Origin of the sequence: Roseiconus lacunae (assembly GCF_008312935.1) — a bacterium.
Classification (GTDB): domain Bacteria; phylum Planctomycetota; class Planctomycetia; order Pirellulales; family Pirellulaceae; genus Stieleria; species Stieleria lacunae.
The window spans coordinates 163328-177319 of sequence record NZ_VSZO01000007.1 but is presented as its reverse complement, the minus strand read 5'-3'; the positions used below and the strand labels follow the sequence as shown (position 1 = coordinate 177319).

General features: G+C 52.7%; 7 protein-coding genes. 2 read left to right on the top strand and 5 right to left on the bottom strand.

Annotated features, from left to right (window positions below; genetic code table 11):
• Window positions 1-18 precede the first annotated feature (18 nt).
• The 5 genes from FYC48_RS10775 to FYC48_RS10755 all read right to left on the bottom strand — a co-directional run bounded on the left by FYC48_RS10775 (window position 19) and on the right by FYC48_RS10755 (window position 10489).
• A complete protein-coding gene (locus tag FYC48_RS10775) occupies window positions 19-1905 on the bottom strand; it encodes an ArnT family glycosyltransferase (RefSeq protein ID WP_149496714.1) in 1887 nt (628 codons plus the stop codon).
• 3 nt (window positions 1906-1908) lie between these two features.
• The gene (locus FYC48_RS10770) at window positions 1909-2847 is read right to left on the bottom strand and encodes a hypothetical protein (RefSeq protein WP_149496713.1); all 939 of its coding nucleotides are present in this window, start codon (window positions 2845-2847) and stop codon (window positions 1909-1911) included.
• A gap of 1493 nt (window positions 2848-4340) precedes the next feature.
• Complete coding sequence (locus tag FYC48_RS10765) at window positions 4341-6839, bottom strand: DUF1592 domain-containing protein (protein WP_149496712.1); 2499 nt, start codon at window positions 6837-6839, stop codon at window positions 4341-4343.
• Between the two features lie 186 nt (window positions 6840-7025).
• Window positions 7026-8315: a DUF1552 domain-containing protein gene (locus FYC48_RS10760; protein ID WP_149496711.1), complete on the bottom strand. Its 1290-nt coding sequence runs from the start codon at window positions 8313-8315 to the stop codon at window positions 7026-7028.
• A 245-nt stretch (window positions 8316-8560) separates the two neighbouring features.
• On the bottom strand, window positions 8561-10489 hold the full coding sequence (locus FYC48_RS10755) for a TolC family protein (protein ID WP_160149452.1): 1929 nt from the start codon (window positions 10487-10489) through the stop codon (window positions 8561-8563).
• A 544-nt stretch (window positions 10490-11033) separates the two neighbouring features.
• Here FYC48_RS10755 and FYC48_RS10750 point away from each other — a divergent pair.
• Both FYC48_RS10750 and FYC48_RS10745 read left to right on the top strand, forming a co-directional pair.
• Window positions 11034-13067, top strand: a complete 2034-nt coding sequence (locus tag FYC48_RS10750; protein ID WP_149496709.1) for an HlyD family efflux transporter periplasmic adaptor subunit — start codon at window positions 11034-11036, stop codon at window positions 13065-13067.
• Complete coding sequence (locus FYC48_RS10745; protein ID WP_149496708.1) at window positions 13052-13945, top strand: efflux RND transporter periplasmic adaptor subunit; 894 nt, start codon at window positions 13052-13054, stop codon at window positions 13943-13945. The genes FYC48_RS10750 and FYC48_RS10745 overlap by 16 nt, the downstream gene beginning before the upstream one ends.
• The last annotated feature ends 47 nt before the right edge of the window (window positions 13946-13992 follow it).

Below are 13992 nucleotides of genomic sequence, written 5' to 3'. Positions count from 1 at the left end.
CTGATGTTGTTTCCTAGATCAAATCGCATCTAATTGGTCCAAAAGTCGTTTTTCGTTGGAGGCTATCTCGCGTCTTCCGCACAATCTGCCTTTTCCACCAGGGGGACTGGAAACATAACTCGTACCTGAATAAGAGCGCCGCAACGCCAAGCTTAAGGTGAATCTCTGAGACAGTTCCGGGATATTGCGGGCTTGATCGTGAAGGCCATTCGTTGAAAGCATTTCTTGGGTTACTAAGTAGACACGAATCCCGCCAGGTAATACTTCCGAGCACTCGTTTTCACGGAAAAACGCATACTCTTTTCGGATGAACTCCGTAATCCCCACGAGATAGACGCCGGGCTGGTACGGAACAAACTGCCCCGACCTTCGAGGAGACGGGACCATCAGCGATTGACGTCCGCTATTGCAATCCAAGCCAAGAAAACGAAGGTCCCACCTTGTAATGTGCAAGACATTGAATTCGATTTCAGGATGTTTTCTGATGTGCTGAGAGATCAGTTTGAGGTCTTGGCCCCAGTCAATATTGCTGTTCGACAGATAGCTCCAGTTTCGCTCCCCTCCGCCTGCAAGTACATTGAAATAGGCGTGAGTTCTTGGGACGGTTACCAACGATGAAACTGAAGCGGCCCCGATAAGACACGTGATCGCATATCGGCTCGAAAGCTTCGCGGCGTGCCAGCATGCGCCGATGGGAAGATACACAAATGGCAATGCAAAAATCACATATCGATAATGCTGGTGAATACCCGTCTGGAAAGAAGCGAGGGTAAATATGGCTAGTGGAGGTATCGAGATCACCGCAAATCGATAGAGCCTGTTTGGTTCGATGAACGGAACCCACCGGAGACATAACGCGCATAGGAGAAGAACTGCAATCGGCTCCTTCCATGCAAAGCAGTAGATGTAATACAGTGGAAACCCATGCTCGTGCCATTCACCCCCGAAATAGCAAGGGAATCCGGTTTCAAACTCAAACTTTTGCTGATCGACCCCAAGGATAAATTGTGAAGGCAGCGGCAAAGGCAATTCGCCAACAAAAGAGTTCGCAAATCGATTGCCCCACCCCCCACGATCGCATCCCGAGAGCGCTTTTGAAACGAATTCGTGCTCCTTCAGTGCTGTCCCGGTGCCGTCGAATCGATAGCCGGCATTCAAGATCAATAGTGAAAAACACAGGACTGCAATGAGAGTGCTGGATTTCTTGAGCCATCGAGTGCGATCTCTGTACTGCAACGCGAATAACATGATGGGAAACAGTAAGAACAGCAGAATCCATGTTGACTTGCTCAGGAGCAGAAGGCCGAGGACACCGCCGAAATGAGCTGCACTGGCCCAAGTGGGACCATCAAACCATCGTACGAATGTCAAAATGCTCGCTACGAGAAGGACTGTGCTTGGGATATCCGGCGTGGCGAGTGATCCATGGGTTAGGATGGTGGGTGAGAATGCCCACAGCATGGACGAAATCAGGCTCGCCGAGTCACCGAATATTTCTCTCGCCAATGCCGCAATGACAAGAGTGCCAGTGATTGCGAATGCGATCGTGGTTAGTCTTGCGACGAAGATCTGACTCAAAGTTTGAGGGCCGTATTGTTCAACCCAACGGTCCGCTATTTGGATTTCAATCCGGTTTCCACTTGACATCATTCCCGCAAAAGGGACATCTACCCCAGAGAGATAAAGCGGTAGAGACGCAATCAATCTCGGGAGCGGGGGATTTACTCTATAAGGGGAAAAGTCTTGGTGAACCCAATGGTAAATCCCGCTTGGCACATACATCCACTCATCGTACGTCGGAGAGACCTTCCACGCGATGACCAGCAAAGCTACGGCTTGAATTAAAATAATGACTGTGATCCACCGAAATGCCCGGTAAAAAGCGAGCCATTTTGAGATACGCATTTTTCACCGTGCTGCTTTTTGCCGCTTCAGATTTTGAAATCCGATAAACGCCAAAACGCATATCAGCACCAGCATTCCAAAGAGACGCCAACTTGGTGCAGGCGGATCGCCCAGTGTTTCTGGCAGCCCATAATGCGAGAGCGTGAAAACATCCTCGCTTGGCATCTCTTGAGGGGATGACTCAATTTCAACGACGTACTGGACTAATTCCCCTGACTCCAAGCTTTCTTCCTCAATTCCCTTTATCAAAGGTAAAGGATGCGAATTTGACTCATCGGTATATCGCATTTCTCTTGACCGCTGCACCTTCCCCGCCTGATCGAAAAGATGGTGCTCGACAATAACCCAAGATTGAATTGGGTCGATCAGCAGTTGACCGCTAAACCCCGATAATGATTCATTGGTGAACTTGTACGTTACCAAGAACAAATTGTCTTGCTGCTTGATTTCTTCCACCGAGATTTTTTCATCGTCGTTCGCTTCCGTCAGGGTTTTCTCTCCAAAAACAGCGAACGACGCGAAGATTGGCTCTGCAACGCTCACCAGGACACTGTCGATCTCACCCCGAGGGCGGGCGAGAAGCGCCCTGAATTTTTCGTCATCAATATTGGACATGCGAAAGGACTTCTTGGGCCCAAAAACGATGGTCGTTATTGCAGATTGCCCCTTCTCTTGGAAATCATCTTCGAACCAATAGGTAACGAGCTTGTTGTCCTCTGCGGCTTTATATTCAATCGTCTTGAACAGTGTCTTCTCGCCCGACTGGATTTTATAGATCTTGACACTTGAAGAGACATCGCGTGCGTTATCTTTTAACCGAGCGGCTGCTTGTCCGTACTCCGCCAAAAACTCTTCGGGCAGTAATTCACTCGCATTACAGGTGGCTCCTGCCAAAACAAATACGAATGGTAATAAATGGAAAACAGCCTTAATGACCGACATCAGAAAGAACCTGAAAAGAGGGCGGGGAGAGTCGCAGTGCTTAGTTCGATAGCCACCGCATCGTTACCTTCGTAAGGGAACTCTTTTGTTTGCACCGCGCCCGCCAGAGGGGGAGCGGTTGGGCTTGGTCAATCAAGTGCAAGCCACTGAAATGCCTGCTGCCGCAACCTGCGACAGCAGGCTTCGTATTCTCTGAGGGCACTTGGTATTCGCCGAGTATTAGCCCCCCGAGCTAAAAGACAGTGTTAGTTACAGGCACATGGCGCCCCGCCGCAGAGGCAACCAGTTATGGTACCGCACTGTTTTCCGGCATTATTCCCACAACCATTGACACCTGTGCAATTTCCGCCCGGATCGTAGGAAGACACCACGCAATCGATATTCGATAATGTTGATGATGGATGGATTGGAGCCTATGGATCACCGCCAATGGCCCAGATTCGATGAGTCCCAATACCGCCTGCATTGATCGGTCACCCGTCGGTGTCTGTTGAAGACAATAAGTATCATCTCAGCCTTGCAAATTCAGAATTTCTGGCGTTCGGTCGACGAGCCAATCACGCTTCGTCTTTCCAGTACCGTCAATAGCTGAACTGCAGTTCTACAATGCGACTGGTTGATGATTGATGCCTAATGGAGTTCACCACCTCTTGGCACCGGATGTCAGTGAGGGGATTGTAGGGAGGCCCGCCGGGTGGTGCAAGAAAATTATTGGCGGGTCGCCGCCTTGTTACTATTAGCGAATCAACCCAAGGCCTTTTCAGTCGGGTCCGAGCTAATTTGTTTTGACGAGTTATCGGCTTTGGTCTGGACTAAGGTTCAAGGCAATCGGAGATGCGAGCAGGAGCGAACTACCTGAGATTCGTTAAGCAGGTAAACATGAGTCTCGGGGTTTAAGTATCTGAATAACACCCTCCCGCTTGGACGTTGTTCAGTTCTTAGGTTGTTTTTTTTGCGGATGTTAGCGCTAGAAAAATGACCTTCGGTGATCTTGGAATTTCGCACAGAATGTCCATCGCTATTAATTCCAGGAGGCGCACACAGGTCGACATGAATCTAAGTGATTCAGGTATAATAAAAAATTCAGTCTCGTTCTTTTTCGATGCCCGAGGATGATCCTCGTTGGAAGCAGATCGAAGCCTAACTGCCCGAAAATGACCACGCTCGAATTGCCGAGCGACAGGTCAATCGCCTCGATCGTGATGCGGTCGGCGAACTCACTCACGGGCTCGATAAAAAACCCTCTGATCCGATTGCCCAGTTCAAAGTCTTCCTCTATTAGTATCTCAAGGGCTGGCGAAGCCCGGCATTATGGGAGGAAGAAACTCGCCTCAATGAAGCGGCACAGTGGCTCGAACGATTGGATTGGCGATCAGTCATTTCGAGACATCGCATGATTTCATGCGATTGCTGTGGTCCCGGTTTGCCGACTGTCGCTAACTCCCTTCGCCTGAAAAGCCGAGCCCAACCGTTCCGCTTATTGCTGATTTTCGCTACGGTGAGCGGAAGATCTCGCTGCTCAGACTTTCTACGACAAGATCTTGCAATCCATAGCCTTGATCCTGAAGTCGCGCGACAATCTCTTCGATTTCAAACTGATCGGTCGGTTCCATATGCCGACCGGTCGCGTAACTAAGAAATGTTTCTACAAGATGATGCAAGAATCGATCTCGCTGAGTACTCAGCAGTAGCTGCTTGAAACTGGTGACGTCACTGTAGCGTTCGCCGGTCAACAACTCTCCGGTTGTATCGATCTTTGCCGACTTTCCTCGAACTTTCGGGTACTTAGTTCGATACCGACCGATGGGATCGAATGCCTCGAGTGCGTACCCTAAGGGATCGATTTTTCGATGGCAAACGTTGCAAGCGGGGTCCGCACGATGCAAGGTTAGTTTTTCACGTATCGTCTCGGCGCCACTTACATTTGCATCGATTGCCGGCACGTCATCCGGCGGAGGCGGTGGAACAATCCCCAGGATGTTTTCAGAAACCCACACGCCACGTGTGACGGGAGATGTATCAACTCCGTTGGCGCTAACCGTTAGCACGGCTGCCATTCCCAAGACCCCTCCGCGTTTCGCCTCCCCTTTAAACTCGACACGCTGAAAACCATCCGCCAAACGCATTGAATCCTTCTCGGGCAAGCCATAGAACGCGGCCAAGTGTTTGTCGACAAACGTGTAATCGGAGTCTAACAATTCGGTCACAGCACCGTTCGAATCCAATAAGTGCTTGAAATACAACCGGGCCTCACGTTTCATCGAACGGGGGAGATTCTTGGCGTAGTAGTCGCGCGCGTCTTTTCGCGGCGGAGGAAGATTGCCCAAATCTCGCAAGTTCAGCCAACTATCGAGAAAGCCTTCGACGAATCGAGACGTTCGGTCGTCTTTGAGCATTTCGCGGATCTGTTGCCGCAGGACGTTCTTTTTGGCAAGTTCCCCGGACTCCCCGATCTTCAGTAATGCGTCGTCCGGTGGCCCCGCCCAGAGCGTGTAGGATAGTCGCGATGCCAGATCGACCGATGGCAATACGGTGACATCGTCATCGGTCTGTTCGCTAAGGTAAAGGAACGAAGGCGAGCACAGAATGAGCTTTAACGTATCGAGTGCGGCTTGCCGCGGCGTCGCCTGTTCGGTCAACCGTCGCTGATACATCGCATCGATCCTATCGCGATCGGCAGCGACAAGAGGACGTCGGAACGCACGCCGGGCAAATGCATAAAGCTGTTCGGCGGCCTTCTCCTTCTGAAATCCATCCCTGCCGAACACGGCGATCTCTTCTGCGCTACCGCCTTGCTCTTTCAGCGGACCGTGGACTTTCACCTCACCAATTTTGATATGAGGCAATTCACCGTGCAGTAAGATGTGAGTTCGCACGACGCCGGACCGGTAGTTCTTACCTTCAAATTCATCCTTGTATCGCTTATTGACTTCGATCACCGATGCCCGTGACTCGTAAGGACCGTTGGGGAAGATAAACCGAGGCGTTTGTCCTTTCTCCAGCCAAACACGAAACGTTAGCCATTCAGGGTCATTGTCCGGAACGATGGCTTGGCCAAGGATCGGTTCAATCGCCTGGGGGTAATGGATGTGTCCTTTCCGAGCATCACCCGGCACCACCGCAAGCTGGAACGGTTCGGAAAAATCAATGCGGAAGATATCAGCGTCGTAGTGCGTGTCTCGATGCATCGCGGCCGCATGGACCTCAATGTCGTAGAGTCCCGATACGGGGACACCTTTGAGAAAGTCTTCAATATGCGCGTAGCCGCCCTGTCGTGTGTCGGTGTTGGGCTGTTCGTAGAGGCAAAGGAATTCGAACTTAAAGACGCTTTTATGCGCCCCGGTCAATTCTTCATATTGGCGAAAGTTATCTTTGAAATGCCAGTCACGAGGTTCCGTTTGGGGTTTGCCAAGACGGTGTTCGACCAATCGGTTCGCAGCTTGGAAGTACTGATCGAGCAAAAATCCGGAGGTCACTTTCGATTCGCCAATCGTATCTAAATGCCGGCTGGTTGCGTCCTTTGGGAAGTCGGCGGTCAACCCGAGCGTGTCTACGCGGCGACCAAATAGATCAGCCAAAGTGTTTTCATATTCGCGTTTCGAAAGTCGACGCATCACAGTACGCCCCCCTTTCGATTGGAACGACTGTTTCGATCGCATGACGGCTTCTCGGAGTTGACCGACTACCGCCAGACGTCGATCATCGCTCGGTTGATCAGCATCTTCGGGCGGCATTGCCTTTAGAGTGATCTGATCGATGATCTCATTCGCAGTGATCAACCCAGAGACTGAGTCGAGTGGCAATGCGAAGGTATCGAATGAGCGTTCCCCTTCGGCATTATCCGAGTCGTGACAGTCGATGCAATAATCACGAAGAAATTGCTCGACATCGATGCCTTCCTGCGCGACGTTTTGATCGTCATCGGCGATGACCGGAAGGCAGCAAAGATAGAACGCAAGGAAGGTTGTAAGTGCGATGACGTGGCGACGCATGATAGTGATTGCAAAGCAGCAAGGTGGGGCCCCTTGGCTGCGCATCTATTCAGAGACTGGAATCATGATGCAGCCGAGAGGGCAAAGGATGCTGGGGAGGTGGGACAAACGGGCTAGCGTTTGTAGGTGGGCTAATGATTCAGTCGCAACCGCTTCGTTGCAATAAAGAGTTCGGCAGACGGTCCACTAGGCAAAGGTTCCGCTACTGGTCCCGAACGATTCCGCGCTGACCCCCATTCGTTGGGCCAGGTGCAGCAACAGGTTGCACAACGGAATCTTTCCGGGCCCTTTCGATTCGACCTTTTTGTACTCCCCGGTAGCATAGCCACCGCCGGCGAGCACGACTGGCAAATCGGTATTGGTATGCGAATTGCCATTCCCCATGCCGCTTCCGAAGAGCACTGCTGTCGAGTCAAGCAGGGTTTGGTCACCGTCTTCGATCTGTGCGAGACGCGAGAGGAAAGCGGCAAATTGTTCCACTTGATACGTTTCCAGTGTGATCAGTTTAGAGATCACTTCTTCGTCATTCCCGTGGTGGGAAAGGCTGTGATAGGAATTGTCAATGCCCAGGTGCTGCGGCAGAAAACTCCCACCGATTTCCAGGGTCGCGACGCGAGTCGAATCCGTTTGCAATGCCAATGCAATCAGTTCATAGAGAAGCGGAAGGTCTTCGACGGTATTACGATCGGCTGGTTTTTCGAACGGTGCATCTGGTTTCGGTTCGTCGACCCACTGCCGCCGGGTTTGCAGTCGCTTTTCGACGTCACGGATGGATGTAAAGTATTCGTCAAGCTTGCTTCGGTCCTCTCGGTTGACTTGACTAGAGATCGAGTTCGCTTCTTCTAGTAGTGAATCAAGGATTGATGCTTGCAGCGTATTCGCTTTTGCTTTTTCCTGGCGAACCGTTTTCGGATCGGTCACAAACAGTCGTTCAAACAGCTCAGCCGGCCCGGTAATCGGCGGTACGCGGATGCCCGATTTCGTCCAGGAAAGTTGACATCCACCGTGAATGCCGCCTTCCGAACCCACCGTCAACGAAGGAAACCGTGTTTGCTTGCCCACTTCATCGGCGATGAACTGATCGATCGTGACATTGCCGTCGGCGCGATGTTTGGACTCGTGATGCAGAACACCAGATAGAAACGTATGGACGGCAAAGTGGCCACCTTTGATTCCGTGGTCCAAGCCCCGGTAGACGGTCAGATGCTCGCGTTGGTCGGTCAACGGTTTCAGTAGCGTCGTTTCTTCAAATTCCTTTCCGACTGTTTCGGGAAAGAACGCCTTTTGTTGGAAACCGAGCAAGTTGCCGATTGCTACAAATCGTGGGGCGCCCACTCCGGCACCCCGCGTCGCCATCAAGGGTGTCCGACGATCGGTGGACTCAGCCGCCAATGACGAGAGGCCGGGCAACGCAAGTGAGCCGGCAACAGATTGCAGGACGAATCGACGTCGAAGTTTTGGAGTTTTCATGGCCATTAATTTACCCGAATGCCGAACGCGACGCCAACACCGAAGCCTTGATGCCGGAAAACAATGCCGATAATCAGGCAGCGCCGTCTGAAATCCCTGAATCAAGCGTGTGAGCGCGGAACCGACGTCACCCGAACGTCGGCTTGTGACGATCGTCATCGTCCGAGCCAAGGACACTGTCGCTATGCCGTCTAGTCGTCAGACTCTCGTTGCCAGACGTACCTTCACGTGCGTATGATGCAGACGGGCCATCAGCGAGTCGACGACAGTTCTTGATCGATGATTTCAGCGATCTGATCGTCAAAGCTTTCGATCGGGTCAACGACAGGCTCACTCACGACTTCGATCGCGCTATCCGTTGACTGTCGCCCCCCTGGACGCTGAATTGGGACATGCGAAACGGCATGATTCCAGCTCTTTCCGAGCAGCGTTCTTAGGCGACGACGCGATGGCTTTTGGGGCTTGATTCGAGATTGTCCTGCCAGGTGGATATTGTAGTAGGCCAGCAGCGAGCCCATTTCGAAGTTGATGTTTTTGGTCGCCAGGGCATATTGAATCCGCGCTCTGTTCGCGGCACTTGAAGCTTCCGCAAAACGTTGCTCCGCATCCAATAAGGCGTTGTAGTTGAACTGCCGAATCGGGGTTTGGGATTCACTGACAAGGATTTCATACTGCTTGCGAGCCGCATTCTCACGGTTGAGAGCCGATTGAAGGACCACATAGGCACGATCAATCTCTGTGATCGCATTGCTGACTCCGTAGACGACTTGGCGTTCGAGTTCGTTGAGCATTGACTGCTCCCGGGCGAGTTGTAGTTGCGCGTGACGCACGGCCGCTGAAGCCTGACGGAGTCCGATCGGGTAGTCCACGCTGACGCCGACTAATAATTCATGCGTGTCGGTTTCGATCAGACTGCCATTGTCGACAATCTCGCGACCAAGCCAGTTGTCGCCCAGCGCCCGGTAGCGATACCTTCCGATGGCATCCAATCGCGGCAATAGAAAATTTCGACTCGCCAACAACTCTTGCCGCCGCATGCTGACATTTAGTCGTTGCCGCTTTAGCTCGGTTCGTCGGCAGATCGCGTTGCTTGCCACATTGCTCCAGTCATAGGTGATCGGAACGAGTGACGGTTCGGTTGTCGTTCGAATCAACCGCCCATCGTTGATCGGCAAACCTGCGATCATCCGAAGCCGACGCTCGGCGACGTAGACTCCGCCGGCCCCCTGAAATGTGCCGCCTCCACTGCCATTGAACGAACGAGTGCCGACAACCAGGCGTCCTGCGAGCGAGTTCTGCACCTCTTGCTCGAAGCGATAGTATTGCTCAAGTGCCTGGGCAAGCTTGTCCTCCTCCGCACCCGGTAGGCCCTGTCGTGCTTTAAGCAATTGATAGGTCTGAAGCGTGCGATCTCGAGCGTCCTTCTTTACCTGCAAGTCTTTATAGGCAAAATGCAGATCCCAGTACGCATTCTCAACATCGCTTAAGAAATCCCTAAGTGCGATTTCCAAGTCCGCGACGGTAATGTCGGCGTTCAGACGCGCAATCACAACTCCGTTGTAAATCCCTGGGGACGCGTTCGGACCTGCGATACGATTGAACGCCACCGACCGACCTTGTAGTAGCGGCTGGCGGACTTCACCTTCGAAGTTCCATGCCCAAGCGCGATCATTGATCAAATTTCGGTCTGAGTTGTTGTTGTCGGCCTCAAAGTTATGACGCAATGTATACATCGTCCCCGACGCCGACTGTTTACTCAGGCTCGACTCATACCGCGTCAAATATTGCTTGAAAAAGTTCTCACCTTGCCCGGCAAATTCACTGTTAAGGACGCGGTCGTTGTCTTCGAAAAACAGGTCGCCTCGAAGCCGAGCATCGAATTCGCTCAACGCCGCCTCGACACCTTCCGTTGGATCCGTCAATGCCAAGGCCGGTTCGTAAATCGTCGACGTGGCATCGGGGGATTGGATCACTCTTGCCCCCAGGGTGCGCAGCACAGTCCCGTTGGCCAGGGCGAGCTGAATCAGCTCATCAACCGATAGATCCCACGGTTCAGGTGCCGACCAATGCTCGCCTCGGCTTTCACGAATCGAGAACGGCCTAAGCGATGTTTCGATCGACGCCAAGCTGGTGTTCCCGCCTGAGGTAGGCATGTGCAGAGGCGAAGCTTCGGATGCCACCACCGTCTCCCTGGACTGTGATGAGGGTGTCCGGCCAGAGGTAAGTTTCACTGCCGGGGCATCGTTCGCCGAACGGCCCGGGACCTCGCCCGAGTTTCCTTGAACGTTTCCCGGCATCGTGTCGAGCGAAACCTCAAGATTTGATTCGCTCAAAAGACCGGCAAGTTCGGACGGCGTGGGTTTAGTCGTCGTGGTCGCACAACCGACCAACGTTAACAACCCCATCGCAACGTAACGCCAAAATTCACCGCACCAGACAGAATCGCATCGGCGAGTGTGATGTCGGATAGAGCTCAAGCGTCGCGTCATCAAGCTGAAGGTCTTTCCGTAGCGGCAAGTCGAATACAGGCGGTCCCAACTGGACCTATCCGGTAATTCGGCAATCCACCAATCGGAATGGAAATCGTTTTTGATAAAGGCGTCATTTTCGGCACACACCTACGAAACGGCAGAAATTCCCAAGGCCACAGCATGATCGAATGCATCAATGGCCGACAAATAACTAACAGCACGGGGAGGTGCACCTTAAAGTGAGCGAGAGCAAGTGACCAATCAGTTGAAATCCAGACCCGAACATGCACCGCAAGAGTGGTCGGAAATCGAAGCGTTTGTCGCTGGAGTCACCGATCTATCTCGGCAGCCACAGTCTTTAGCCGAATTTGCAAGCAACGCAATCGAGCGAACGGTTGAATTGCTTGACGCAATCGGGGGGTGTATCTGGCTGGCAAATTCTGACGGACAATTCACGAACGTTGGGGGCAGTCTTTCGCAAAACGAAGAGGCATCGCTGCTATCGATTGAGAACAAGTCGCACTTACAGTTTCTTGAACAAACGGTCTCTCTCGGTCGAGTCGCGACGAAGACCGCGATTCGCTGCGATGGCAAGGCTGATTTAGATTCCCAAGGACTCCTTTGGATAGCCGCACCCTGCCGAATCGATGACCAGACGGACGCAGTCGTCGAAGTCCTTCAATACGCTGGGCTGGGAACCGATGCGCAGCTTGGACACGAGCGTTTGCTTTCGATCGTCGGGCAATTGACGGAGGCCTTCGCACAACGCTTGAAGGCTCGCGAACAAGACGCTTCATTGTCGATGCGGCAACAGCGTGAAGCTTTTCTTCGAGAAATTCACCGCAGCGTCGACCTGAACGAGACCGTTTTCCGAGTTGTCAACGAGGGGCGTCTGTTGATCGGCTGTGATCGATTGAGTCTCGCCATTTACCGTCGCAATCGACTTCGAGTGATTGCGATCAGTGGTATCGACGTCATCGATCGCAACAGTCCTTTGGTTGCGACGATGGCTAGGTTGCTTGACGCGGTAGGGCGATCACGTCATTGGCTGCGCTATCGCGCGTCGACTGACAGCTTGCCGCCTCAGTTGCAGGAGCCGATCGAAAGCTACATCAACCAATCGAACACCGAAGCGTTCGATGCGGTACCGCTGATTCGGGATCAGGCGAGTGATGCTTTGTCAGATGCAACGGTGGGAAAGCCGTCGCCGGATTGCATTGGTGTACTCCTTGTTGAGCATTTCCGCGGTGGCGATGCTCCGGGACTGGACGATCGCATCAGTAGCATCGCCACGCTGTCGACGCCCGCATTGATTAATTCGCTCGCTGTCGATTCACTGCCCTTGCTCGGGCTTGCGAAACGTCTTCGTCGAGCGGGCGACTGGGCGGCAGATTCAAGACTGAGACTGGTCATCGCTGTGGCAGTGACCATCACAGTCTGCGTTGCGTTGTTCACTGTGCCGACCACTTTCTACGTCCGTGCCAAAGGTGAAGCTGTTCCGAAGCAACGGCGACACGTATTCGCGCCACTTGACGGAGAGGTGGTGCGGATGAACTTCCAAAAAGATCACGAGGTCGAACGTGGCCAACCGCTCATCGATCTACGTAATCGATCGCTCGAATTGGATCTACAACGCTTGAACGGTGACTTTCGAGCGACGGAGAAACGGCGACTCGCGATCGCATCCGCTCGTGTTCAGCGAACTAAACAGACGGATGATCGCGACCAACTCCAACGCAATTATGCGGTGGACCTTGCCGCCGAAGAGCAAGAACTGTCTCAACAGTTGGAGAGCCTAGAAAAGCAAATTGCCCTTTTGCAACAACAAATGAATCAGCTGACGATTGTCAGTCCTCTCTCGGGCCACTTATTAACTTGGGACGCAAAAACACTGTTGGCTGATCGTCCGGTTGTTCGCGGGCAACGACTATTGACGGTCGCAAAGTTGGACGGTGAATGGCAGATCGAAATCAAAATACCTGAACGAGAATTTGGGAACCTGATCCAGGCTTACGAGATCGGTTCGCCGCTGACGGTTCGTTGTACAACATCCGATGGTGCCGCAAACGCATTTGAAGGGGCGTTGATCGATGTCTCTAGACGGGCCGACGTTGACGTGTCGGGCAACGTTCATTCGCTCGCACGTGTTTCGGTCCCCGTTCGAGCGACACTTTGGCTTCGGCCCGGCATGCAGCTGCACTGCAAGATCGACTGTGGCGAACGCTCCGTTGGATATGTTTGGTTTCACGAAATCTACGAGACGACAAGATCATGGCTTGCTTGGTAAGACGACACCGATTCTTCATCATCATCGCCATCTTAGTGGGGATGACAGGACAAACCGGTTCCGCAGTCGCTGCCGATCGCATCGAAGTGCAATCGGTACTGATTCGGTTGACTGATGAAGTTAACGTCCCAGCGCGAGCCATCGGCGCACTCAAGACGGTGCAGGTACACGAGGGGGACGAGGTAACCACCGGCCAAACGTTGGCTCAGATCGATAATACCGAAGCACAACTAGAACTTGCCAAAGCAAACTATGAGCTGGAAATCGCAACTTTGGAGGCGAACGATGATTCAGCGGTTATTGCCGCCGAAAAAACAGTCGCCCACGCGACGCGGCATTTTGAACGTCTCCTGAATGCGAAGCAAAGTCGCAACGGCAGCGTGTCGGACTCTGAACTCGATCAAGCACGGCTGGAATTGGAGAAAGCAGAATGTGATGTCCGCCAGATGCAAAACGATTTGGACAAAGCAGTGGTTCGTCACAAGCTGATCGGAAGCCAACTCGCGATGGCTCAGCGGAGCGTCGACATTCGCAAGATTATTGCACCACAGTCAGGCGTCATTGTCGAAGTAAAACATCAACCAGGTGAATGGGTGAGTCCCGGTGAAACACTGTTCCGCTTGGTCAATACCGATCGCTTGCGAGTCGACGGATTCATCCAAGCCGAAGTCGCAAGTAATGATCTAAAGGGTAAGAAGGTGCTGCTCGAGGTCCTTGGCGTTGAGCAGCACTCCGACACCCACATCGGGCACATTGTTTTTGTGAGCCCCGAGAATGACCCGGTCACCGAACAAGTTCGTGTCTCGGCGGAATTCAATAACCCCGACAAAATTCTCAGACCGGGCCTTCGGGCAAAGATGTGGATCATCCGAGAATAGTTGCCCATTGAAATTCGAAACGGTGCGTTGTCATCGTCGACAGAAAA